This is a genomic window from Bradyrhizobium sp. NBAIM03, assembly GCF_020194055.1.
Classification (GTDB): domain Bacteria; phylum Pseudomonadota; class Alphaproteobacteria; order Rhizobiales; family Xanthobacteraceae; genus Bradyrhizobium; species Bradyrhizobium yuanmingense.
On the sequence record NZ_JADYVS010000030.1, the window covers coordinates 43936 to 66150 of the forward strand.

General features: G+C 65.0%; 23 protein-coding genes and 1 pseudogene. 7 read left to right on the forward strand and 17 right to left on the reverse strand.

All coding sequences use genetic code 11. From position 1 onward, the window contains the following. Positions 1-25: 25 nt before the first annotated feature. A complete protein-coding gene (gene clpS, locus I6F21_RS31780; RefSeq protein WP_036015195.1) occupies positions 26-358 on the reverse strand; it encodes an ATP-dependent Clp protease adapter ClpS in 333 nt (110 codons plus the stop codon). A gap of 343 nt (positions 359-701) precedes the next feature. On the opposite strand from clpS, the gene I6F21_RS31785 reads away from it, so the two are divergent. Next, positions 702-2492 carry a TadE/TadG family type IV pilus assembly protein gene (locus I6F21_RS31785; protein ID WP_225140140.1) on the forward strand — a complete coding sequence of 597 codons (1791 nt, stop codon included), beginning with the start codon at positions 702-704 and terminating at the stop codon, positions 2490-2492. A gap of 74 nt (positions 2493-2566) precedes the next feature. On the opposite strand, the gene I6F21_RS31790 is transcribed toward I6F21_RS31785, so the two are convergent. Continuing rightward, a complete protein-coding gene (locus I6F21_RS31790; RefSeq protein ID WP_011087913.1) occupies positions 2567-2905 on the reverse strand; it encodes a phasin family protein in 339 nt (112 codons plus the stop codon). A gap of 386 nt (positions 2906-3291) precedes the next feature. On the opposite strand from I6F21_RS31790, the gene I6F21_RS31795 reads away from it, so the two are divergent. Beyond that, positions 3292-5142: a D-alanyl-D-alanine carboxypeptidase gene (locus I6F21_RS31795; RefSeq protein WP_225140141.1), complete on the forward strand. Its 1851-nt coding sequence runs from the start codon at positions 3292-3294 to the stop codon at positions 5140-5142. A gap of 232 nt (positions 5143-5374) precedes the next feature. On the opposite strand, the gene I6F21_RS31800 is transcribed toward I6F21_RS31795, so the two are convergent. The 4 genes from I6F21_RS31800 to I6F21_RS31815 form a co-directional block, all read right to left on the reverse strand. Then, positions 5375-6100 (reverse strand): DnaJ domain-containing protein, encoded by a 726-nt coding sequence (locus I6F21_RS31800; protein ID WP_036015208.1) that lies wholly within the window; start codon positions 6098-6100, stop codon positions 5375-5377. A gap of 70 nt (positions 6101-6170) precedes the next feature. Beyond that, positions 6171-6920, reverse strand: a complete 750-nt coding sequence (locus I6F21_RS31805) for a hypothetical protein (RefSeq protein WP_036015211.1) — start codon at positions 6918-6920, stop codon at positions 6171-6173. Positions 6921-7064: 144 nt separating this feature from the next. Beyond that, entirely contained in the window at positions 7065-7925 is an 861-nt protein-coding gene (locus I6F21_RS31810) for an alpha/beta fold hydrolase (protein ID WP_036015213.1), read from the reverse strand. 343 nt (positions 7926-8268) lie between these two features. Then, positions 8269-9192 carry a division plane positioning ATPase MipZ gene (locus I6F21_RS31815; RefSeq protein WP_036015216.1) on the reverse strand — a complete coding sequence of 308 codons (924 nt, stop codon included), beginning with the start codon at positions 9190-9192 and terminating at the stop codon, positions 8269-8271. Positions 9193-9473: 281 nt separating this feature from the next. Between I6F21_RS31815 and panC the strand changes: the two genes are divergently transcribed. Further along, positions 9474-10325, forward strand: coding sequence for a pantoate--beta-alanine ligase (panC, locus tag I6F21_RS31820; protein ID WP_225113832.1), 852 nt, complete (start codon positions 9474-9476; stop codon positions 10323-10325). Here the strand turns inward: panC and I6F21_RS31825 are convergent. From I6F21_RS31825 to I6F21_RS31840, 4 genes are all read right to left on the reverse strand, one after another. Beyond that, positions 10322-10762 (reverse strand): DUF1489 domain-containing protein, encoded by a 441-nt coding sequence (locus I6F21_RS31825; protein WP_036015220.1) that lies wholly within the window; start codon positions 10760-10762, stop codon positions 10322-10324. The two genes, panC and I6F21_RS31825, sit on opposite strands and share 4 nt — an antisense overlap. Positions 10763-10804: 42 nt before the next feature. After that, complete coding sequence (locus I6F21_RS31830; protein WP_036025621.1) at positions 10805-11806, reverse strand: hypothetical protein; 1002 nt, start codon at positions 11804-11806, stop codon at positions 10805-10807. Between the two features lie 156 nt (positions 11807-11962). Beyond that, a complete protein-coding gene (locus tag I6F21_RS31835; RefSeq protein ID WP_085969273.1) occupies positions 11963-12166 on the reverse strand; it encodes a hypothetical protein in 204 nt (67 codons plus the stop codon). 275 nt (positions 12167-12441) lie between these two features. Continuing rightward, a complete protein-coding gene (locus tag I6F21_RS31840; protein ID WP_036025622.1) occupies positions 12442-13104 on the reverse strand; it encodes a glutathione S-transferase family protein in 663 nt (220 codons plus the stop codon). A 59-nt stretch (positions 13105-13163) separates the two neighbouring features. Here I6F21_RS31840 and I6F21_RS31845 point away from each other — a divergent pair. After that, positions 13164-13574: pseudogene (locus I6F21_RS31845) on the forward strand (DUF599 domain-containing protein); the annotation flags it as partial. A 945-nt stretch (positions 13575-14519) separates the two neighbouring features. Here the strand turns inward: I6F21_RS31845 and I6F21_RS31850 are convergent. The 4 genes from I6F21_RS31850 to mgtE form a co-directional block, all read right to left on the reverse strand. Continuing rightward, positions 14520-15359 (reverse strand): hypothetical protein, encoded by an 840-nt coding sequence (locus I6F21_RS31850; RefSeq protein WP_036025624.1) that lies wholly within the window; start codon positions 15357-15359, stop codon positions 14520-14522. A gap of 49 nt (positions 15360-15408) precedes the next feature. Continuing rightward, positions 15409-16227 carry an aldo/keto reductase gene (locus tag I6F21_RS31855; protein ID WP_036013757.1) on the reverse strand — a complete coding sequence of 273 codons (819 nt, stop codon included), beginning with the start codon at positions 16225-16227 and terminating at the stop codon, positions 15409-15411. A gap of 159 nt (positions 16228-16386) precedes the next feature. Continuing rightward, positions 16387-16704: a helix-turn-helix domain-containing protein gene (locus I6F21_RS31860; protein ID WP_036013755.1), complete on the reverse strand. Its 318-nt coding sequence runs from the start codon at positions 16702-16704 to the stop codon at positions 16387-16389. A gap of 176 nt (positions 16705-16880) precedes the next feature. After that, positions 16881-18302: a magnesium transporter gene (mgtE, locus tag I6F21_RS31865; protein ID WP_036025625.1), complete on the reverse strand. Its 1422-nt coding sequence runs from the start codon at positions 18300-18302 to the stop codon at positions 16881-16883. An 83-nt stretch (positions 18303-18385) separates the two neighbouring features. Here mgtE and I6F21_RS31870 point away from each other — a divergent pair, with 83 nt between their 5' ends. Then, complete coding sequence (locus I6F21_RS31870) at positions 18386-19213, forward strand: polysaccharide deacetylase family protein (protein ID WP_081492949.1); 828 nt, start codon at positions 18386-18388, stop codon at positions 19211-19213. A gap of 157 nt (positions 19214-19370) precedes the next feature. Further along, entirely contained in the window at positions 19371-20711 is a 1341-nt protein-coding gene (locus I6F21_RS31875) for a polysaccharide deacetylase family protein (RefSeq protein ID WP_036025629.1), read from the forward strand. Between the two features lie 4 nt (positions 20712-20715). On the opposite strand, the gene I6F21_RS31880 is transcribed toward I6F21_RS31875, so the two are convergent. Beyond that, positions 20716-21090: a hypothetical protein gene (locus I6F21_RS31880; protein WP_036025631.1), complete on the reverse strand. Its 375-nt coding sequence runs from the start codon at positions 21088-21090 to the stop codon at positions 20716-20718. Between the two features lie 283 nt (positions 21091-21373). Between I6F21_RS31880 and I6F21_RS31885 the strand changes: the two genes are divergently transcribed. After that, positions 21374-21631 carry a hypothetical protein gene (locus I6F21_RS31885; RefSeq protein WP_036013744.1) on the forward strand — a complete coding sequence of 86 codons (258 nt, stop codon included), beginning with the start codon at positions 21374-21376 and terminating at the stop codon, positions 21629-21631. A 21-nt stretch (positions 21632-21652) separates the two neighbouring features. On the opposite strand, the gene I6F21_RS31890 is transcribed toward I6F21_RS31885, so the two are convergent. Both I6F21_RS31890 and I6F21_RS31895 read right to left on the reverse strand, forming a co-directional pair. Beyond that, complete coding sequence (locus I6F21_RS31890; RefSeq protein ID WP_036013742.1) at positions 21653-21841, reverse strand: hypothetical protein; 189 nt, start codon at positions 21839-21841, stop codon at positions 21653-21655. Positions 21842-21851: 10 nt separating this feature from the next. Then, complete coding sequence (locus tag I6F21_RS31895; RefSeq protein WP_036013740.1) at positions 21852-22181, reverse strand: four-helix bundle copper-binding protein; 330 nt, start codon at positions 22179-22181, stop codon at positions 21852-21854. Positions 22182-22215 lie beyond the last annotated feature (34 nt).

Sequence of the window (22215 nt, forward strand, 5' to 3'; positions counted from 1 at the left end):
GGCTTCAAACGCGCCGCAAGCCGTCTTACTTCTTTTCCATCACGCATTGCAGCGGGTGCTGGTGCTTGCGGGCGAAGTCCATCACCTGCGTCACCTTGGTCTCGGCGATCTCATAGGTGAACACGCCGCACTCCCCGATCCCGTGATGATGGACGTGCAGCATGATCTTGGTCGCGGCTTCGATGTCCTTGTTGAAGAACTTCTCCAGCACGTGAACGACGAACTCCATCGGCGTGTAGTCGTCGTTCAGGATCAGCACGCGATACAGGTTCGGCCGCTTGGTCTTGGGCTTGACCTTGGTGATGACCGACGTGCTCGGACCCGAGGGAGTACCCGAACGGTTGTCGTCATTGCTCATGCGAGGCGCGTTGGCAGCGGCTGGCGCGGACAGATCGAGGCTGGAAGTCAATTGCAGCATGGCACAGGCGTTCAAATTCCCCACGGAAGCGAATGGCGGTCACCGCGCGACCCCGCCCTTCGGAGCCTGGCGCAGGCGCGCCGCCTTGGATCGCCGCTCCCGGCAAATGTGGTCGAGGCCGGATCGCTCGCCAGCAATATGGCCCTGCCCCCGGCCCGCCGCAAGCACGCGGGGGTTCAGCCCATGCGGTCGCAGCAGTCCCGATTCCCGGTCCGGGCGATCCTGATCAGGTTAATCAATCCGGAGCGATTTGACAAAAATTTCCGCCCGGCACGTTTAGAACGTGTTGACCAGGAACCCGGCCGTTAACCCGGCCGCGACGGTTTTCCGCAAAACGCTCCGTTTTTCTACGGTCCAATTTACCTGCCATTCAATGGCATGGCGCGAAATCGGGCAAAACACAGATTTCGGGATCGTCATGTCTGGTCTGCCCCTCGTCAGCCGCCTTGGTCGACAACTCGCCCGTTTCGTAGCGGCCGAGCAAGGCAATATCGCAGTGATCTTCGCCATTGCGCTCGTTCCAGTGCTGGGTTTTGTCGGCGCCGCGCTGGACTACAGCCGGGCCGTCCACGCACGCACCTCGCTGCAGTCTGCGCTCGATTCCGCAGCATTGATGGTCTCCAAAGACCTCACCAACGGCATCATCTCGGAGTCCGAAGTTGAGGCCAAGGCAAAATCCTATTTTAGCGGTCTCTATACGGGTCGCCCCGGTTTGGTCTCGACCGCAGACATCCATGCCACCTACACCCCGAAGGATTCCAATGGAATTTCGAACGTCGTGGTCACCGGATCGGGCGCCATGCCGACCGATTTCATGAAGATCGCGGGCTTTCCGACGCTTGGATACAATGGCAGTTCGACTGCGGCGTGGGGAAATACGCGCATGCGGGTGGCAATGGTCCTGGATAACACGGGATCGATGGCCCAGAACGGCAAAATGACGGCCATGCAAGCCGCGGCCAAGGACATGATCACCACCTTGTCCAACTACAACAAGCAGACGGGCGACGTTTACATCTCGATCATTCCATTCTCGAAAGACGTCAACGTCGGCACGACCAATGTCAATGCCTCATGGATCAACTGGACTGAATGGGAGGCCGAGCCTCCGATCCTCGTCAACAACAAGTCCAGCGCCTTCAATTCGGCCATCGGCGGATCGAACTGCCCCTTTTCGTACTCCACCCACGGCTTTGTCTGTATGGACCGGCCGGCCACGTTGAGCGGCGCCAACACCACCAGCAAGATACCGTCGACCGGCACCTATGCCGGTTACATCTGCCCGAGCAGAGACAATGGCAGCAAGATCTCAGGCAAGTCCGGCATCTACTACAACGGCTGCTACACTACCGCCACAGGGGCGAGCGCAAGCTGCGGATCGAGCACGAGTTGCACCTGCACAGGGAGCGGCTCGGGCAAGATCTGCCATCTCTGGCGCGGCGACGGGACCACAGCAACGGCTGCGGCAGCACCGGGTCACAACACCTGGACCGGCTGCGTGAACGACCGCGATCAGGATTACGACACGAAGAACTCCGCACCCGGTTCGGGCAGCGGGAGCCCCTCCTCGCAGTTCTATGCCGAGCAGTGGTCGGGTTGCCTTCCGGCCACCGTGTTCCCGATGAGCAATCAGTGGCAGACGCTCAAGGATCAGATCACGTCGATGTCGCCGAGCGGCAACACCAACCAGGCCATTGGTCTTGCCTGGGGTTGGCAATCCCTCAGCACGACCAACCCGCCGATTGCGGCACCGGCCAAGGCCAGCAACTACGTTTACAAGGATTATATCGTGCTGCTGTCTGACGGCTTGAATACCCAGAACCGCTGGAGCACCTCGCAGTCCGCGATCGACGCCCGCCAGGCGATCCTCTGCGACAATATCAAGGCGGACAAGGCAAACCCGATCACGATCTTTACAATTCAGGTCAACATCAACAATGCCGACGCGAAATCTCAGGTACTGGAGAAATGCGCAACCGACGGGAACTTCCAAATGATCACGAGTTCCTCTCAAACTTCGGACGCGTTCAAGAACATCCTGACGCAGATTTCCAAGCTGCGCGTCGCGAAGTAGTCCGATCAAACATCCGCAAATGAAAAGCCCGGCCAACTCGGCCGGGCTTTTGCTTTCAGGCTCGTATCAGCGGGTCAGTTCGCGGCCGGGGTGAACTTCGACACGATGGTCTCGACCGGCTTGAACGCCTGCTTGGCGAGGTCGCTGTAGAGGCCGGCGATCTTCTGCGATTCCGCGACAAAGGTTTCGTAGGCGGAACGGGCAAAATCGGTCTGCGCTTCCATCGCCTTGTCCAGCGACTTCACGCCGGAAAGCTTCTCGACGAAGGACTTGGTGTCTTCGAACGACTTCTTCGTGTAGTCGCCATAGGCGCTGGCGATCGCCTGGAGGCCGTGCTGCACCGAGGTCGCGGAGGCAACGCACTGCTCGAACTGCTCTTTCCCGTAGCTCTGGAAGTCTTCAACCTTGAACATTTCGGAATCCTTTTCCCTGGCTCGCGTCGGGAAGCCCCGGCTCCCTGACTCCGCCCAAAATTAGTGCAACGCACAAAAAAGTCAAGAATCTTGTGCGTCGCACAAATCCGGCGCAAATCGCAGAGATTCCCGGGGTTTCCCGCAAGGGTTCCTTAAGCTTTTGGAAACCGGGCCACCCTACCTTGATTCCCTGGACGTGGTCACTTCCGCGAGCGGCCAAAAGCCGTTTGAGAACATCACCCTAGCCAGAACAGCGGCTCGGGTCCAACGTCCCCCGCGGCCAACACCAGCGGAGGGACAGCCTGAGCAGGTAATGATCCCGGGTCCGTCGGGCACAATTTCGCCTCACGAGCCGGTGATCAAGTCAGAAACGGGGACGGGGTTCCATGCTTCGTAAAAACTTGTCTGCCTCGCGCTGGGCGCGGGTTGGCGTTTTCGGGCTTCTTACGGTCACCACCGCAGTCATCTTCACCGTCGATGCAGCCGAGGCACGGCGCCATCGTCGACATTACGCGCACCACCGGGTGCAGCACGACGTGTCCGAGAGCTCCAGCTCGAAATTCGCGTCCATCATCATCGACGGCAATTCCGGCGCAGTGCTCCAGGCGACGAGCCCTGACGCGATCCGCCACCCGGCCTCGCTGACCAAGATCATGACGCTCTATCTGCTGTTCGAGCGCCTCGAATCCGGCAAGATGAAGCTCGACACCGAGATGCCGGTGTCCAAGCACGCCGCCGACCAGGATCCGACCAAGCTGAATCTGCGTGCCGGCCAGACCATTCGCGTCGAGGACGCGATCAAGGGCCTCGTCACCCGTTCGGCCAACGACGCAGCCGTGGTGATCGCGGAAGCGATCGCCGGTGACGAGGACGACTTCGCCCGGATGATGACGCGCAAGGCGCGTTCGCTCGGCATGTCCAGGACGGTCTACCGCAATGCCAACGGCCTGCCCAACGACGAGCAGGTCACGACCGCGCGCGACCAGGCCACGCTGGGTCGCGCCATTCAGGAGCGCTTCCCCCGCTACTATCGCTATTTCGCAACCTCGACGTTCAATTGGCGCGGACAGTCGATCCGCAACCACAATCGCCTGCTCGGCAGTGTCGAAGGCGTGGACGGCATCAAGACGGGCTACACCCGCGCTTCCGGCTTCAACCTCGTCAGCTCGATCCGCCGCGGCAACCGCCACCTGATCGGCGTGGTGCTCGGCGGCCGCAGCGGTGGCTCGCGCGACGCCATCATGCGCAACCTGCTCGCGGAGAACATCGAAAAGGGCGCGACCGTCCGCACCGTCGCCGCAGTCACGGAGCGCAACGGCACTGAAGCCAACGTCGATGTCGCCGATGCCTCGGATACGCCGGCACGGCCGGCCCTGCCGGTCCAGGCCGCGGCGGCCCCTGCTCCCGAAGCCGCCCCTTCGCGCCTTGCCTCGCGTCTGTCGACGCTGGCCGCAGCGACTGCGGCGATGCCGCCCGCTCACTCCAAACCCGAAGCTCGGCCGACGGAGTCCAAGGTGGAGCCGGCGCCGCTCACCAACGGCGTGATCTCGAGCCAGCCGCTCTCCATCATCCCCGGCTCTTCCGAGCCGATGAAGCCGGTTCGGGTCAAGACCGTTCAGGTCAAGGCCGGCGCCGTGAAGGTAGCCTCCGCGGCTCCGGCCCAGGGTGGTGTCCAGGTCGTTGCGCCGCCGGTCACCAGCACCGTCCCGCCCCGTTCCGAGGTCGCGGAAACCTCAGGTGCCGTCGTCGCCAGGGCAGATCTCATCAACAAGCCGGAGGCGGTGAGCCAGCCGGACGCGCCGAAGGCCGAGATGGCCCGCACCGAACTGCCGCGGCAGCCGGCGGGCTTCGGCACCGGCAACGGCATTCTCGGCGTGCTGCCGGCGGCAACCGCCGCCGCACCGGCTCCCGCCGCTCCGAAGCTCGCCTCGGCCGACCCGGCGCCGCACCCGATCCAGATGAGCGCCACCACCAAGCCCGCCGTCACCCACAGCGGCTGGATCGTCCAGGTCGGTGCGCTCGAGAGCGAGAACGAAGCTCAGCAGCGCATCGATGCGGCCCGCAACTCGGCCCGCGGCCTGCTCAGCAAGGCGGACCCGTTCACCGAGGCGGTCGTCGCCAAGGACAATCGCAAGCTTTACCGCGCCCGCTTCGCCGGGCTCGAGCGCGATCAGGCCGAAGCCGTCTGCCGCACCTTGAAGCGTGCCGAGATCTCCTGCATCACCGTTCGCAACTGATTTCCTTCTCCGCTCCAGACCAAATGCCCGCGCCTTGCGCGGGCATTTTCGTTTTGATGCGGCAGTGATGCGCAGGCTGTTCCGGACAAGGCTGTTCCACGACAACCTCTCGTCAAGGATTTACGGTTAAAACTTTGCTCAAGGGGATCGACCACGCCGACAAGGGCGGGCGACGGCAGACAGAGCAAACGGAGCTCACGCGGTACGGGCGTTTGTAGCGTTGGTGCCGGAGTTAGCCGTTATGCGTGCGAAGCAGAGTATCCTTGGCCTCGTTTACCCGGGCAGCGAGATACGTCGAGCCCCCCTGGTCGGGATGGAGTTTCTTCATCAGGGACTTGTGGGCCCGGCTGATGTCGTCGCGCCCCGCTCCCGGCTGCAAGCCAAGGATCTGATAGGCTTCCTCCGCCGTCATTTTGCTGCTCGCCGCCGTGCGGCGCTGCCGCCCTGCCGTATCGCCCTGCGCGTTCTGACGCCAAGCGGGAAACCGGCGGTCCAGATAGCTTTCAAGTAGGGCCACGCTCTCGGCGTCGAACGTCGAGACCATCGCGAGCAAGCCGGCGAGATCGAATTCGTCGAGATTGCGCCCGGCATGAGGCCCCGCAACGATCTGGCCAGAAAGCTGGCCGGAATCGTGGTCGAGCCGCATGTCCAGGAATTGCGAGCGCACCCGCGAGGCCTGCCCGGACGGGCGCGTCGCACCGCCGCCGAACAGCCCGCCGACATTGCCGAAGCCGGCATTCGCGAGTGGTGTCCAGCCGAGCAGGCCCGCGCCGAAAATTCCGAGCGGGATCGCAACCGCCAGCTCGCCGCGCAAGCCGGTGAAGGCCGCAACCACCAGCGCCAGCACGCCGCCGCCGAACTTGAGGGTGCGCGCCAGCACCGCTGGATTGGCGGACCGGAACATCTGGAGCAGCAGGTACAGCGTGATAACGGCGACAGCGCCGGCGATCAGGGTCATGGCCGGAATATAGTCGTGCTGTTGTCAAAAAGCATGGCGCCCAGCGCCGCAAGCCGCACGGGCCGGGCTGCTATTTCATCTGGCTGATCAGCTTCGCCGCGCCACTCACGCTTCCAGCCAGCTTCAACAGCGCCTCACGTCCACCCGCGGCATAGGCCGCAGCTGCCCGCAACAGCTCGCGCAGCTGCGCTGCCGCACCGGGATCGAACCGGCACCAGGCACCGCCAGTCAGCCGCGCCATCTCGCGGAAGGCCTGTTCGGCGACCGCGTCATGGCCCTCCTGAAAGACGAATACGGGCACCTTGAGCATGCCGAGCTCGCCGGCCTTGGCGCAGAGCTCGTCGATGTCTTCCTCCATGGCATCGCCGACGAAGACCACGGCCCGCACGCCGGATGCTACTGCCTCGCGCCTGGCCTCGCTCAGGACCTTGCCGATCTGGGTATCGCCGCCGCGGCAATCGATCTTGCTCATCAGCGTCGCCAGCCTGGCGCTGTCGGAAATCCAAGCCGTGGCTCGGCACTCGTTGAGGCCGCGATAATAGACCAGCCGGATGTCGAGACTGCCGAGCGCTGCGGTCTCGCGAAACATGTCGGCCTGGAGCGCGCAGGCCAAGTCCCAGGTCGGCTGCCGGCTCATGGTCGCATCCAGCGCGAAGATCAGCCGCCCCCTTGCGCCCGGGGCATGCGGCGAGAGGGTCCGCGCCTTGGCAACGAACGCGGCGATGTCTTCCGAGGTCGAGGTTTGCGCTTGCGGCAGCACGCCGTCTGCTCGCGCCGAGACGGCATCGCGGCCGCGCGGTTTGATGGGTTCGCCCGACATCGCAGCTACACCTTGCGTCAGAAGCTAATGTGGTCAGCGCATGCGGCACGGTCAATGCGCAAAGCCTCCGCGGGCGGGCGCCGGCGGAGGCTTCGACGATTGGTGCAGCCTTGCGACGACGTCAGCTCGGTAAGCTCTTGGACGTCAGCTCTTGGCAGGAGCCATCAGGGCGACCGGGCCCGGCTCCAGGATCTTGGGCGGGGCGGACTGCGTGTCGACCGGTGCGATCTCGCTGTCGGTCGCGCTCAGGAACTTGTCGAGCATGCTCTGGATCGAGCTTTTCGCCACATCCGGACCGGTATCGCGCATGTCGTTGTGCTGGAACTCGGTCTTCACGACCTGAATGCCTGCCTGCTCGCATTCCTCGTCGGTTGGAATCACGCCGGCGTCGGCCTTGAACTGCGGATCCTGGGAGCGGAACGACAGGATCTTGAACTTGCCCGCGGTAACGAAGGGCACGCGCAGATTGTCGAGGGTGACGACCTTCTTGACCTCATCCGGATACTGCTTGGCGAAGTACATGGTGATGTCGCCGCCCATGGAATGGCCGACCATCGTAACCTTGTCGTAATCGGCGTTGGGCTGAACCTTCTTCATCTCGTGCACGGCGAGATGGATGTTGGCGACGCCGCGCAGGATCTGCGGCAGCCGGCCGACATAGAGCTCGCCGGGCTTGGTGACCATCGGAGGATCAGTCGGCAGATCGTGCTGCGGGCTCATGACCATGTAGCCGCGCGCAGCGAAGATGTTGGCGAGGAAGCCGTATTCGGTGTTCTTGACGGTGTTGCCGTGATTGATCACCGCGACGGGCAGCTTGATCATGCCGGCATTGGCCTGCATTTCCTTGTCGCGGCGCACCGCGATGGAAACAGGCACCGGACGGTTATCGCGCGAGGCATCGTAGAATGTGATGGTCTCGTGCTTGATCGCCCACTTGCTCGCCGTGAAATAGGCGATGCCGCAGAGGGCACTGACCGAAACCAGAACGGCAATTCCACGCTTCATTTTCGTCCTCAGCCTCAGGCCTAAGCGGCCTGAATCCCTGTTGAAAATCGTGTTCTCCGGGGCTCTTCGTCCCCTTGTCGCCTATTCCCTAATATATGTCACAGCAGCGTGACAGGAAGGCTAAATGTTGTGAATCGGCAGCCCTTTCATTGTGCGTTGCACTCGTTCGGTGAGCACCCCATTCTCATACCGCTACGTGAGGGTGCAGGTGCCTATTCGACGCAACCGGTCTTGATCGGGTTCGACTCGCGGTAAATGCAGGGTGAAAACGCGCGCGGCGCAGTCCCGGTTCCCGCGCCAGCCGAAGGCCCGGATCGGCCGGGAGTAGCGCTATACCGCGAGGTCAGGCGCCGAGGATATCGTGGACCTCGAGCGGCTTGTCGACCTGGCTGAACCACTCGGCCCGGTTGGCCGCGCGGCGGCGGCCGCGCTCGTCGAGCGGGAGCTTGAGCTGGCGGAGCAGGCTCGTCACCTCCTCCCGCGCGGTGAGATGGCCGAGATTGGGCCGCATGCCGAGCGTGGCCTCGTCGATATCGTCCAGGGCGGTCAGGCCGCGTGGGAAGAATTCGCGGTACACGACCCGCTCGGCGAAGCCGTCGACGTAGCGGAAGCCGAGCCGCAGCGACAGATCCTTCAGGCCCTCGGCGACGAGCTGCTTGTTGCGCGAGCCGAGCATGGAAAGGCGGTTGCGCACGACGATCCAGTCTGTGGTTGCGCCGTCGAGCTGGCGTCGCTTGCGCCTGACGTCACGCACCATCTCGGCGTAGTGGCTCTCGCCCGTCACTGCGTAAGTCGCGGGATCGACGGTGCCGAGCACGTCGAAATCGAGGAAGCTGTCGTTGATCGGCGTGACCAGGGTGTCGGCCATCGAATGCGCGAGCCGCATCAGATAGCTGTCGGTGCCGGGCGTATCGATGACGATGAAGTCGAAGCTGCTCTCGACCGCGGAGACGGCTTCCATGAACTGCTGGAACTCGGAATTCTCGTTCTCGGCAATCTGCATGGTCTCGCCGAGCTTGATGCAGCGATGCACCGGCAGCTCGAGGTCGAGCTTGGTACGTTGCGCCCAGGCGGACCGGTTGCCGATGTAGCGCGTGAAGCTCTGCTGGCGACAATCGAGGTCGATGGTGGCGACGCGCTGGCCGGCCTTCAGAAGTGCAACGGCGATGTGCAAGGCCGTGGTCGATTTGCCGGAGCCGCCCTTCTCGTTGCCGAGCACGACCACGTGCGCCGAGCCGGATTGGCCTTGGCTAGCCTGCACAAGCATGGCGATCCTCAACACCCCTTGCGAATATCTTCGAGTTGACCGCGTCAGCGGTCAAGTGAAATGCGTGACAGGAAATGCAAATTGCAACGCGCCGTTCTCACGATGTGTCGCGGCGCCGTCTTTCGTCTGTGATCCAGCCCACAATGTCGCGACGTTCTACGCCGCCTTGCGCGGGATGCTGTGCCGCATCCGGATGCATGGCGTCCACGATCTCCGCTTGTTAAGGTTAGCCGCCGGGCGCGACGCCCGCACCTGCGCCGCTTCCCAATCGTCGAGTCCCAATGTCAGCAAGCCCATTGATCGCCCGCACGGTCCCCGCCCTGCGACGCGCCGTCGACAATCTCCGCAAGCGAAAGGCCACGATCGCACTGGTCCCGACCATGGGGGCCCTCCATGACGGGCATGTGTCGCTGGTTCGCCTCGCCAAGCGGCGCGCCAGCCGCGTCGTGGTGTCGATCTTCGTCAACCCGACCCAGTTCGCTCCGACCGAGGATTTCGGCGCCTATCCGCGCACCTGGAAGGCCGACATCGCCAAGCTCGCGGCCGAGGACGTCGATATCGTCTGGCACCCGGGCGTCGCGGCCATGTATCCGGAGGGGTTTGCCACCCGCATCGCGCCGGAGGGGCCGGCGCTCGCCGGCCTCGAGGACCGCTTCCGCCCGCACTTCTTCGGCGGTGTCGCCACGGTCGTCGGCAAGCTGTTCACGCAAGTCCGGCCGGATGTCGCGATCTTCGGCGAAAAGGATTTCCAGCAATTGCGCGTGGTGACGCAGATGGCGCGCGACCTCGACCTCGGTGTCAAGGTGATCGGCTCCCGCACCGTGCGCGAGCGCGACGGACTCGCGATGTCCTCGCGCAACGTCTACCTCTCGCCCGAGGAGCGCCAGACCGCCATTGTCCTCTACCGCGCCATGAGAGAGAGCGCCGGGCGCATCCGGGCCGGCGATTCGATCGCGCCGGCGATGGCCGGCGGTGCAGACATGGTCAAGGCGGCCGGCTTGGTGCTCGACTATTACGAGGTCCGCCATGCCGAGACGCTGGCACCGGTCACCTCGCGCAAGGACGGCCCCTTGCGGATCCTGGTCGCAGCCAAGCTCGGCACCACCCGGCTGATCGACAATATGGCTGTTTAGAGCAGTCCGAGGTCACGCAGCTCGCGCCGCATCGGCTCCGGCATCGCCGCAATCGAGCCGGCCGCTGACTTGCCGAGATCGGCCGGCACGGAATCGTCGGTCAGATAGCGCCAGCCCTGGAACGGGCGCATCGGCCGCGGCGAGACCGAGATCACTTTCGGCTGCATCACGATCCGGCAGCGCCCGATGCCGTCCTTGTCGCGGAACGGCTCGATGCCGATGATCTTTTCGCGCGCGGCGATCTCGCCCTTGATCACCCAGTAGAGCGAGCCGCCGGCGAGGATCTCGGCGTCGCGCTTGGGCACCATGCGGGTGATGTGGATGTGATGTTGCGGCAGACCCTTCTTCTTGGCGGTCTGCATCCGTTCGGCCACCCACTCCTTCAATTCCTTGACGGAGTCGCAGCCGACGGCGAGCTTGATCAGATGGAGTGGCATGCCCAAGCATTAGCCGGGCAACCCAGCATTTGGAATGCCGATCTACTCGTTATCCGCAGGCGCGGGAGCGGCGGTCGAGGCCGGCGGCGGCGCGAGCGGAACCGGCGCCGCAGGCGCACGCGCAGCCTTTTGGGGCGGCGGCTTCTTCGCAGCCGGCGGGCTCGATGCCGGAGGCGCTGCGGCCTGTGCGGAGGCCGCGGCCGGCGCACGCGGTGCTGCCGCCGCATTTGCGGCCGGCGCGGCCTGGCGCGTCGCCGCCGTGGGCTCCGGATTCATGATGCTCACCGGCGGCGTCGAGGACGCGCTCGGGAACTCGGCATTGGTCGGCCTGCCCGTCGGCATTGACGGCGGCAGCCCGGCGAGCGCGGCGTTGGCGGGCATCGCCGCTGCGGCTGCTGCGGGCGCGTTCCAGGTCGGCGCATAGCGCGCGACCAGGGTCTCGTAGAGATGGGAGTCCATGTTGGCGGCAACCTGCTGCTGGTCGGTCAGCGAGCGGAACGCGGCGCAATCGAACTGCGTGCAGCCGTCACGCGCCACCAGCACATGTGCAACGAGACCGTAACGATCTCGCTCGAGCGACTTGCGCAGCACCTTCATGTCGAGGGTCAGGCTCTTCTCCGCCGTGGCGACATCGCCGAGCGCGGTCAGGCGGTCGATCCTGGCGGCGGTGTAGGAGACCGCCGCGGCCGCAGCGTCAGGCGCGCCGAACAGCGCCTTCTCGCAGCCGGCGCCAACGGCATCGCCGGCGAGATCGTCGAGACAGGACAGCGCAGGCAGACTCGCGCTCACCACAGCTTGCGCGCGCGCCTCGGCCGGAGCGGACGGCGCGTCCGGTCCATAGAGACGCACCGTGGCTGCGCCGGCGATCGCGATGGATAGCAGGGTAATGACGGTCAGCGCGCCGTTCGCGACCGATCTGTCGGCGCGCAACAGCGTGATCAGCAGAATCAATCCGAAGAATCCGGCAGCCGCCAGCGTCATCCAAATCGGGAAGGCCGGCGAGAGCCAGATTTGGTCGAGCGAAGTGGCCCATGCCCAGTTCATGCGCGACGTCCCCTCACGCGAGCAAAGAGCGGATGGTCAAGCGAGCACCGCGAGTCGGCAACTGCCCCCGCCCACCCTTGTGAAGGTGAAGCGGGCCTTTTGACGGCGGCAGAGTACAATTCCCGGGAGGCGCCTATGCACTGACGGCGTCGGCCTTCAGGAGAGCGCGAGCTGGCTTTCCTTGGCGACGCGCTCGAAGGCTTCGGTCGAGCTTTTGATCCGATACTGGCAGTCGTCGCCTTCGGTCGGGAGCAGACGGATGACCTCATACGCGCCGCTCGCAGCCGGACGCGCGACATTGCTGGCCGTGAATAGGACGCGCGTTCCCACGGGGAATTTGTGCTTCAACACCCTCTCCATTACTCAAACAGCGCCCGCCTCGCCCAGTGTCCCACTGCGAGGGCCGGCCGGAAACCCGGGCGGCTGTATAGCACGCGTCCGATGCTTTTGGCCAGCGCCATGCCGGCATGGCCCGCGCACAATTTTTGCAGTTATTTCAGGATGATAACGGGACAGCCGGTGGGGCGATGATACCGGCGGAGCTGCTTATTCCGCCGACATGTCGCAGGCCTGTCGCACCCTCCTCCCGATCGGCTGGCGTCCCCGCCTCCGGCCGGCGCCGGTCGGACTGCCGCTCAGGCGTCCTCGAACTTGGCGATGACGAGCGTTTCGGCCAGTCCATCCCGGGTCCATTCCTGGAACGCCGGCAGCGCCATCATGGTCTCCATGTAGGCCCTGGTGTCCGGCGCCACCTCGATCGCGTAGGTGCGGAAGCGGTGCACGACGGGGGCATACATGGCGTCCGCCGCACCGAAGCGGCCGAACAGGAACGGTCCCTGTGCGCCATAGCGGGTGCGGCACTCGCGCCAGATCTCCTCGATGCGCGCGATGTTCGCCTTGGCATCCGCCGACAGCGCCACGGCGCGGATCGGCCGATGCAGGTTCATGCCGCATTCGTTGCGCAGCGCCACAAAGCCGGAATGCATTTCGGCGCATACCGACCTGGCATGCGCGCGCGCGGCGACGTCGTCAGGCCAGAGCTTCGCTTCCGGATAGCGCTCGGCGACGTACTCGATGATGGCAAGCGAATCCCACACGGTGACGTCGCCGTCGACCAGCACGGGCACCTTGCCGGCGCGGCTGAAGGACAGGATCTGCGCCTTGTCGGCGGGATCGTCGGTGTAGAGCGGGATCAGCGTCTCCACGAACGGGATGTCGTTGGCGCGGAGCGCGAGCCAGGGCCGCATCGACCATGACGAGTAGTTCTTGTTGCCGATCGCGAGTTTCAGCGCAGCCATGTCACTGGTCCTTCGTTTAGTCCTGCAGTTGCAGCCGCTTTTAGCGCCATCGCCTGCCGCCAATCAATCTTTGCTCGCCCGCTTTGTGGGAGCTGAAATGCGTCGGCCTCGTGCTGATTTGCGTCTACGCCTTCTTCAAATTCGCCTGGGCCTATCGCCTGTTCAACTATGTCGCAATCCTGTTCGGCGGTATGCCGCCGGCCTCACAGCGCGACACCCCCGAGGCCGAAGCCCACGTCATCCGCACCTCGCGCCTGTTCGAATCCGCCGGCCGCCACTTCAACCGCGGCCAGCGTGCCTTCTTCTTCGCGCTCGGCTATCTCGGCTGGTTCGTCAGCCCCTGGGTGCTGTTCGTGACCACGGCAGCGGTCGTGGTCGTGACCTAGCGGCGGCAGTTCGCGTCCAGCGCCTGGGCCGCGATGGCGCCGGAGGTGGTGAATGGTGGCGAGGGGATGAAGCGGGGGCATTGAGCCACGTGTCCCGGACAAGCTGCAACGCGTGAAGCGTTGCGGCGCAGAGCCGGGACCCAGCGCCACACGGATTGCTCGGAGGCATGGGCCCCTGCTCTGCAGCGCATCGTCGAACCGGACGATGCTTCGCATCGCCGGGGGGACGCTGCGCTGCGTCCGGGGCACGAGATCGGATCACAGACATGCCTTCGCGATCTCGCGGCTGCTTCGCCCGAGCTTTGCTTCGTCTCGCCGCCCTCATAGCCAAGAGGGCGCAGGGAAGGCCGGGTGCCGGCGGCACCCGCGGTCCGCTGCGCGAAAAGCACACGCAGGAAGAACCGCACAGCAGCATACAGGTGAAGCCCAACACACGGCCTTCCCTGCGCGATGGTCGGACGGCTTATGCCGCGCTCTCCCGGGAGCCGAGTTCCCTCTGGCCTCCCTCACTCCCGCGAAAGTCACCGGCACCGCGCCGGTTGACGCGAGGGCCGCATTCGCCAGAGCTTGACCGTAGCAACGACGGCCAGGACCACACGGTTTTGCCGTACGCGCGGTTCGTTGGCGCCGCAGGGTTCGACGGCGTTGTGCACGTTGCCATCGAAATGCCGGCGCGACGAACCTGACGGCGCCGCTCGTCCGTACAAAGCCTCGGGCTCACGGAGAGCAATCCGCCCTGCCCTCAGCTCTCGTACACGACGCTGCCGCGTCCACCGCAAGCCCGGCTCGCGACAATGACGACCTCATGATCGCCCCTCGAGATTGAGCCGGGATGGGCGACACATACGTCATTTCCGAATTTCGGTAAAGCGGAATATTTTAGAGCGGGCAGGTTGACAGAGAAGCGAAACACCCTGCTCTCGTAGCCCGGATGGAGCGCGAGCGTAATCCGGGACAATTCGAGCTGCCGGGCGAGCAGCCCCGGATTACGCTTTGCTCATCCGGGCTACACGACTACACGACGACGCGCTATCCGCCGAAATCCTTCGGGCTGAACGGCAGATCCAGCACCTTCCATTCCCCGTACAGATTGGCCGGCAACATCTTGTAGGGTTGGCAGTTCTGCAGCGCGCTCGTTGCGGACTTGACGATGGCCACGCCCTTGGCGGACGGCGGCGCCTCGATCAGGATGGGCTCGCGCGCCAGCGTGCCGTCGGTGGCGAACACGGTGCGCAGCTTGACATGAACGTTGTCGGTCGGTGCGACGCCGGGCGGCAGCTTGGCGCAGCCGCGCAAGTGACGGCGAAGCTCCGCGATGACCTCGGGCGGAAGCTTCGCAGCGATTGAATCGTTGGCATCCCCGCCGTCGTCCTTGGCGCCTTTCGGCTCGACCGGCAATTCGGGCGGCAAGCCCAGCATGACCCCGTACTTGATGGTGACGTCCGGTTGCGGCGTCTGATAGGCCGGCGGCGGCGCGGCCGGCGGCGGCGGCTGCGCGTTGGCCTCACGCTGCTTCGAGGCCTGCGGCTGCTTCTGCTGCTGCTCAGGCGAGGCCTGCTGTGATGGCGATGGTGCTGCCGCCTGCGGCCTGGCCGCAGGCTTCGATGCCTCCGCCTTGTCCGTGATATCCGGCTTCGGCAGCTTCAGATCGGGGAGCGGCTCTGGCGGCTTCGCCTCTTCCTTCTTCTCCTCGGCCTTGGTTTCCTCCTGCTTCACCTGCTCCGGCGTGACGATGTCGACCGCGACGGTTTCGGGCGGCTGGCTATGAAACGGACGGACCTCGCTGATCACGATGATCAGCGCCACCAGCGTCAGATGGGCGATTGCCGAGGCGGCAATGTCCGTCCGTATGATCTTCCCCAGTTCCATCGACCGATCTTGGGTTGCCGCCGCGGTCCTAGCATACCCCGGGTCCCTCTTAATCCCATTTCGGGGCGAAGCCAAAGTCGGTCAGGCGTCCCTTCGGATTGGCGAGCGCGGCGATCCGGTCCATCTCGTCTTCCGACAGCTCGAAATCGAAGATCTCGATGTTCTCCGACAGGCGCTCGATGCGCGAGGTGCGCGGGATCGCAGCGACATTCTGCTGCACCAGCCAGCGCAGGCAGACCTGCGCCGCCGTCTTGCGGTGGACGCGACCGATCTCGGCCAGCGTCTGGTCGGACTTGATGCGGCCCTTGGCGATCGGGCTGTAGGCGACGAGGGCAAGGCCATGCTGGTCGCAGGCCGCCCGTACCTTCGCCTGATCGAGATAGGGGTGATACTCGACCTGGTTGCAGACCAGCGGCTCCGCCGACAGCGCGACCGCCTGCTCGATCAGTGCCACGGTGAAATTGGAGACGCCGATGTGGCGGGTCAGGCCCATCGTCTTCGCATGCGACAGCGCGCCCAGCGTCTCCGCGAGCGGCACATGAGGATTGGGCCAGTGCAGCAACAACAGATCGACCGAGGGAAGCCGCAGGCGAGCGAGGCTCTCCTTCACCGAGCGTTCGAGATCATGGGGTGCGAAATGGTTGGTCCAGACCTTGGTGGTGAGGAATACGTCGTCGCGGCGCACGCCGGAGGCGCGCAAACCGTCGCCGACCTCGCGCTCATTGTCGTAGACCTGCGCGGTGTCGATATGGCGATAGCCGAGCCGTAGCGCCTGCTCGACCACGCGCGCGGCCGGCCTTCCGCTCAGCTCCCAGGTCCCGAGACCGATCGCCGGAATCCTTGCGCCATTGGCCTCGACGAACAGCATGAGGAATCCTCTTCCGTTGCGACAGCCCCAGACGTCATTATGGACCCGGTCGATGATACTGCCAACGGAAGCCGCGGCAGCCAGGCGGGATATTCGATGCAGGCCTAACGGGAGGTTGTGCGTCAGGCCTTGGCGTCAGGCTTGGCGTCAGGCTTGGCGTCAGGTCTTGGCGAGCGCCTGGAACACCGTGTCGGGGGCATGCGCGATCACCGTGAGCAGTGCGCGGGCCGGGCCGCGCGGGGCGCGTTTGCCCTGCTCCCAGTTGCGGATGGTCTCGACGGGTACGCCGAGCCTGGCGGCGAACTCCATCTGGGTCAGGCAGGCGCGCCGGCGCAGATCGCGCACCGCGAGCGGGCCGGTGTCAGACGGCGCCGCATTGGCCGTCGGCTGAACCGAAAGCGGCTGGACCGGAAATTCCTGCCCATTCCGCAATTCGACGATCCGTCCGTCCGCCTTCAGCCGCAACCGCATGCCCATTCCCCCAAGCAAAGGCGATGATGCGGCAGGTCGCTTAAAGTCGGATTAAAGACGGTTGTCGTCATTCCGGGGCGCGCGAAGCGCGAGCCCGGAATCCATTGTGCAGCGTCGACGCGGACAAATGGATTCCGGGTTCGCGCCAAGTGGCGCGCCCCGGAATGACGATGGGGTGAGACCTACTTCAACCCAAACCAGAGCGTCGCAATCCCGAGGAAGGAGAAGAAGCCGACGACGTCGGTCACGGTGGTCACGAACGTGCCCGACGCCACCGCCGGGTCGGCCCGCACGCGATCCAGCGCCATCGGGATCAGGATGCCGCCGAGCGCGCCGGCCACGAGGTTGCAGACGATGGCGAGCCCGATGACGATGCCGAGGCCCGGGATCTTGAACCAGGCCACCGCGGCGATGCCGGTGATCACGGCGAAGGCGAGGCCGTTGACGAGGCCCACCAGGGCCTCGCGCATCACCACGCGCCAGGCGTTGGAGGAACCGAGCTCGCGCGTCGCCAGCGCCCGCACCGCCACCGTCATGGTCTGGGTCGCGGCATTGCCGCCCTGGCTCGCCACGATCGGCGCCAGCACCGCGAGCGCGACCATCTTCTCCAGCTGGCCCTCGAACAGGCCGAGCACGGAGGACGCCAGGAACGCGGTGGCGAGGTTCACCAGCAGCCAGTTGAAGCGGCCGCGGGCGATGGTGAGGAACGTGTCCGACAGCTCTTCGTCGCTGGTGACACCGCCGAGCGCCTTGAGGTCCTCGTCCGCCTCCTCCTCGATGACGTCGACGACGTCGTCGACGGTGATGACGCCGACGAGGCGATCCTGGGTGTCGAGCACGGGCGCGGCGACGAGATTGTATTTGCCGAACATGCGCGCCACCTCTTCCTGGTCCTCCAGGACGGAGACGCGGCGGCGGTCCTCGTCGGTGAGCTCGGTCAGCGCCACCGGCCGGCGCGTGCGCAGGAGCACGTCGAGCGGCACCGCGCCCTGCCAGTGCTGTTCCTTGTCGACGACGTAGATCTCGTAGAAGCGGTCGGGCAGATCCGGCGTCTCGCGCATGTAGTCGATCGCCTGGCCGACCGTGAAATCCTGGGGCACGGCGATGAACTCGGTCTGCATGCGGCGGCCGGCGGAGTTCTCCGGGTACAGCAGGCTGCGCTCGAGCGCGACGCGCTCCTTGAGCGGCAGCTTCTCCAGAATCTCTTCCTGCTCCTCGGCACCGAGGGTTTCCAAGAGCTCGACCGCATCGTCGGATTCGAGCTCGCGGACGCCCTCGGCGACCGTCTCCGGCGGCAGCTCCTCGAGGATCTCCTCGCGGACGGTCTCATCGACCTCGTTCAGCGCCGAGAAATCGAAATCGCGGCCGGTGAGCTCGACCAGGCGGACGCGGTCGTCGGGCTCGAGGGCGCCGATCAGATCGCCGAGATCGGCCTCGTGCAGCTCCGCGACGCAGGCACGCAGCGCCGCGCTGTCCCCGGCCTCGATCGCACGGGCGACCTCCTCGACGAATTCGTGCCTGATATCGCCGTCTTCATTGCGCATCGGCACGTGGTCGAGTACCGAATCCGCAGCCGATGGGGCAACGTCCAGATGTTCATCCATGGCGCGCCTCGCCGTTTGACAGGTTGGAACCGGTGGTGTGAGCTGAGGCTTCAGGCAATACCCACAAGGCAAAGCCGAGCGCAATGGCAAAGATGCTGCGACTAAGGTGGACCTCGACCATGGCGGGCGCGCTTGTCGCAACCGTCATCGGCAATGCCGCGACCGTCATCGGCGCCGCCGAGACGGAGGCCGCCGAGTGCCCGCGCAAGGACGCGCTCGGCACCTCGCGCGTCCTCAGCGTCGATCCCAAGACCTATCCGCGCGTGGGCCTGAAGAGCTTTCCGCAGACGCTGCCGCTGGCCGATCGCGAGGTCGTGCTGACCTTCGACGACGGGCCGAACCCGCCGACGACGTCGAAAGTGCTGGCGGCGCTGGCACAGGAATGCGTGCGCGCGACCTTTTTCCTGATCGGCCAGCACGCCTCCGAGCACCCGGACATGGTCAAGCGCATCGCCCGCGAGGGCCACACCGTCGGGCATCACTCCTACTCGCATCCGTTCATGGGGCGTATTCCGTTCGAGAAGGCCATGGCCGACATCGATCGGGGCATTGCCGCAGACGAAATGGCGCTACACGGAGTCTCGACGACGACACCCTCGACGCCGTTCTTCCGCTTTCCCTATTTCGAGTCGACCCAAGCGCAGCTCGACCTGCTCCAGACGCGCGGCATCATTGTGTTCGGGGCCGATTTATGGGCCAGCGACTGGGAGGAGATGACGCCGGAGCAGCAATTGAAGCTCGTCACCGAGCGTCTCGCCGCGAGCGGAAAGGGCATCATCCTCTTCCACGACAACAAGGCGCGCACGGCCGCAATGATGCCGGCGTTTCTACGGTATCTGAGGGAGAACGACTATCGGGTGGTCCACATCGTCCCGGCGGGCACATCACAGAAGAGCGCCGATACGCGCTGATGCCGGAATGTCACGCCCGGGCAAAATGGGGTGATTTGGGGCCAATTAACACTCTGTTCATGCTACCCCGTGAAGATGAGAGCGGCTGCGGCTGAACCGTTTTGAGCCATCTCCGACCTATCTAGGGCGCCAAATTGCATGGGGGCAGACGAGGTTCATGATCGGAAGTAGCGTTGTTTTGCGGACGCGATCGTGGATCGTCCTCTGTCTGGGAATGCTCACCGCCGGTTCGCCGGCCGCGCTCGCAGCCGACTGTCCCGGCCACCCCGACGCCCTCGGCACCTCCCGCACCCTCGTTGTCGATCCGCGCGAACATCCGCTGATCGGCACCATGCAGTACCGCGAGACGCTGCCGCTGAAGGACCATGAGGTCGTCCTGACCTTCGACGATGGTCCGATCCCGAAATATTCGAACCAGGTGCTCAAGATCCTCGCCGACGAATGCATCAAGGCGACCTTCTTCATCGTCGGCAACCAGGCCAAGGCCAATCCGGAAGGCGTGCGCAAGCTGGTCGCGGCGGGCCATACCGTCGGCACGCACAGCATGGACCATCCGCTGACCTTCGACCGGATGCCGATCGAGAAGGCCGAGGCGGAGATCAATGGCGGCATCGAATGGACCGCAGCCGCGATGACCGATCCGTCGCAGCTCGCCCCCTTCTTCCGCATTCCCGGGCTGATGCGCGCCGAGGGCCTCGAGAACCATCTGATCTCGCGCGGCCTCCAGGTCTGGAGCGCCGACTTCCCGGCCGACGATTGGCGGCACGTCTCGTCCGACCGCGTCTACCAGCTTGCGATCCAGCGGCTGGAGGCCAAGGGCAAGGGCATCCTGCTGCTGCACGACATTCAGGCCCGCACGGTGGCGGCACTGCCCAAGATCATCCGCGACCTCAAGGCGCGCGGCTATCGCATCGTGCATGTGGTGCCCGCCAGTCCCGAGCGGCCGGCGACGCCGACCACGCCGGTCGAATGGCTGATGCATCCGCCATCCGAGACGACGCCGATCGCGCGCTGGCCGCGCGTGCCGCATTTCGTGTTCACGCAGACCAGGACGCTGCCGGCGCCTGCGCTCGCGAACCTCAATGTGCAGGGCGAGCATCAGTCGCTGCTGCCGCGCCGGAGCAAGGGCCAGATCGACCTCGCATCCACCCTGCCCGTCCCGGGTCGCGATCTGTTCGCGATTCCGGAAGGCTCGGTCGAGGTGCTGATGTCGACGACCTCATCGCGGCGCGCCGCGACCCGGCTCGCCATGGCGGCCGAGAGGCCACATCCGGCCAAGGACAAGGCAGCACAGGGCAGAGGCGCGAAGGGCAAGACGGCCAAGCTGCATGGGCGGCGTACCGCCCAGGCGGCGCCGGCTGCAGCGGATCACGCCGCGCAGCCCGTCGACATCGTACCCAAGAGTACCGCAGCGAAGAGCGCCGCGGCCAATGGCGCGGCCTCCAAGGGCGTGCCGCCCCGTCCGACCCGCGTCGCCAGCCTGAAAAAACGCGCCTGATCTGCTATTGCCGAATGATGGCGGCGACGCAGAGCAGCACGATCAGCGCCAGGAAGAACAGGTCCATGTAGGACTTGAGCTCGCCGTCCCGCCGCAGCCGCGCGACGTCGGTGATCACCTGCTTGCGCGCGGTGGTGCTGCCCGAACCGTCGTTGATCGGAGCCTGAAGGCGCTTGGTCTCGGCCTCCAGCTTCTCGATCTTCTGGAAGAAGTAGAACGCCCGCAGCGTCGAGGCCGCGCGCATGGCGGCATAGACCAGCACCAGGATCGCCAGGATCGCCCGGTTCGGATACTTTTCCATGAAGTTCAAGCTGAAATAGACCACCGCCATGAAGGCGAAATTGGTGAGGAAGCGGTAGACGAAACTGAGAAAAACCATGCTGGCTCGAACCTTGAGGGGTCGCAACCCTATGGTGTTGCGACGTGCGGGATCGGGACCCAGACCGGAACGGCGAGCCTGGATACGGCCCGTCTACGCCAAGTTTGTTTCAACAAAGATACTGCCGCCCCCGCAACTAGCCGCCTTTTAGCCTGAGGCGGCCATAAGGCAAGCCGGAGCATGGCCCATGGCCTCGCGCGCGCGAACGGCCCGCAACGGCTCAATGGCGATTTGGCCGAAGGCGCGGTAAACTGTGACCGCCACCAGATGTGGGGTTCTTCCGATGTCGAAGAAGGGAATCACGGGCCACGACGACTGGGTTCTGACCGAGGCACTCGCGACCGCCCTGGTCGCGCTGGAGCAGCTCGAACCGAAGCACCAGCCGAACGCGCATATGGAGGACATCCGCAAGCTGCTCGCGAACGGCAAGGAGCCGGCAGCGGTGAGCCTGCATCTTGCGCAGGCCAAATGCCGTCTGTTTCCCGAGCTCGACCCGCTGCAGATCTACCGGGAATACGGCATCGGCGAGGAGTATGGCTGAGGCCGCGGTCGACGATCGAGCTCAAGGCCCGCCGGCGACCGATCCTGCGATCACCATGACAAGCGCGCCGAGGTCGATCTTGCCGTTGACGGTCAGCTCCTCGGAGGCCGCTGCGTCTCCCGCGCCCTGCACCTTCAGCGATTGCGGCCGGTCGGCGGCCTGACGCTGCAATTCGCCGACGATCGCTTCCTTGAGTTTCTCTTCCAGCATGGGCACCTCCTCAAGCCGCCATCGCGCGGCAGGATTGGGCGCAGGAGCGGCACGTCGCGACGCATTCGTCCATGCCGCCGATCCGGGCGCAATCCTCGGCACATTCGGTGCAGATTTCGGCGCACTCACCGCAGGTGTGCTTATGATGCGGCGTGTTGATCAGCATGAAGTGCGCGGCGGTCCGGCAGATCTCGGCGCAGGCCATCATCAGGCGGAAATGTTTCGGCTCAACATGCTTGCCGCCGGTCTCGAGGCAATGGTTCATCGCCGTGCCGAGACATGTCTGGTAGCAGCTCATGCAAAGCGCGATGCAGCGGGTCATGTCTTCGGATTGAGCCATCGGTTGTCTCCAGTTGCGCGCCCCGCTCCGCTCG

What these genes read in the sequence shown, in the direction of transcription:
- clpS (WP_036015195.1), bottom strand. Translation starts at nt 358, where the DNA reads ATGAGCAATGACGACAACCGTTCGGGTACTCCCTCGGGTCCGAGCACG.
- I6F21_RS31790 (WP_011087913.1), bottom strand. Translation starts at nt 2,905, where the DNA reads ATGTTCAAGGTTGAAGACTTCCAGAGCTACGGGAAAGAGCAGTTCGAG.
- I6F21_RS31795 (WP_225140141.1), top strand. Translation starts at nt 3,292, where the DNA reads ATGCTTCGTAAAAACTTGTCTGCCTCGCGCTGGGCGCGGGTTGGCGTT.
- I6F21_RS31800 (WP_036015208.1), bottom strand. Translation starts at nt 6,100, where the DNA reads ATGACCCTGATCGCCGGCGCTGTCGCCGTTATCACGCTGTACCTGCTG.
- I6F21_RS31805 (WP_036015211.1), bottom strand. Translation starts at nt 6,920, where the DNA reads ATGTCGGGCGAACCCATCAAACCGCGCGGCCGCGATGCCGTCTCGGCG.
- I6F21_RS31810 (WP_036015213.1), bottom strand. Translation starts at nt 7,925, where the DNA reads ATGAAGCGTGGAATTGCCGTTCTGGTTTCGGTCAGTGCCCTCTGCGGC.
- I6F21_RS31815 (WP_036015216.1), bottom strand. Translation starts at nt 9,192, where the DNA reads ATGCTTGTGCAGGCTAGCCAAGGCCAATCCGGCTCGGCGCACGTGGTC.
- panC (WP_225113832.1), top strand. Translation starts at nt 9,474, where the DNA reads ATGTCAGCAAGCCCATTGATCGCCCGCACGGTCCCCGCCCTGCGACGC.
- I6F21_RS31825 (WP_036015220.1), bottom strand. Translation starts at nt 10,762, where the DNA reads ATGCCACTCCATCTGATCAAGCTCGCCGTCGGCTGCGACTCCGTCAAG.
- I6F21_RS31830 (WP_036025621.1), bottom strand. Translation starts at nt 11,806, where the DNA reads ATGAACTGGGCATGGGCCACTTCGCTCGACCAAATCTGGCTCTCGCCG.
- I6F21_RS31835 (WP_085969273.1), bottom strand. Translation starts at nt 12,166, where the DNA reads ATGGAGAGGGTGTTGAAGCACAAATTCCCCGTGGGAACGCGCGTCCTA.
- I6F21_RS31840 (WP_036025622.1), bottom strand. Translation starts at nt 13,104, where the DNA reads ATGGCTGCGCTGAAACTCGCGATCGGCAACAAGAACTACTCGTCATGG.
- I6F21_RS31850 (WP_036025624.1), bottom strand. Translation starts at nt 15,359, where the DNA reads ATGGAACTGGGGAAGATCATACGGACGGACATTGCCGCCTCGGCAATC.
- I6F21_RS31855 (WP_036013757.1), bottom strand. Translation starts at nt 16,227, where the DNA reads ATGCTGTTCGTCGAGGCCAATGGCGCAAGGATTCCGGCGATCGGTCTC.
- I6F21_RS31860 (WP_036013755.1), bottom strand. Translation starts at nt 16,704, where the DNA reads ATGGGCATGCGGTTGCGGCTGAAGGCGGACGGACGGATCGTCGAATTG.
- mgtE (WP_036025625.1), bottom strand. Translation starts at nt 18,302, where the DNA reads ATGGATGAACATCTGGACGTTGCCCCATCGGCTGCGGATTCGGTACTC.
- I6F21_RS31870 (WP_081492949.1), top strand. Translation starts at nt 18,386, where the DNA reads ATGGCAAAGATGCTGCGACTAAGGTGGACCTCGACCATGGCGGGCGCG.
- I6F21_RS31875 (WP_036025629.1), top strand. Translation starts at nt 19,371, where the DNA reads ATGATCGGAAGTAGCGTTGTTTTGCGGACGCGATCGTGGATCGTCCTC.
- I6F21_RS31880 (WP_036025631.1), bottom strand. Translation starts at nt 21,090, where the DNA reads ATGGTTTTTCTCAGTTTCGTCTACCGCTTCCTCACCAATTTCGCCTTC.
- I6F21_RS31885 (WP_036013744.1), top strand. Translation starts at nt 21,374, where the DNA reads ATGTCGAAGAAGGGAATCACGGGCCACGACGACTGGGTTCTGACCGAG.
- I6F21_RS31890 (WP_036013742.1), bottom strand. Translation starts at nt 21,841, where the DNA reads ATGCTGGAAGAGAAACTCAAGGAAGCGATCGTCGGCGAATTGCAGCGT.
- I6F21_RS31895 (WP_036013740.1), bottom strand. Translation starts at nt 22,181, where the DNA reads ATGGCTCAATCCGAAGACATGACCCGCTGCATCGCGCTTTGCATGAGC.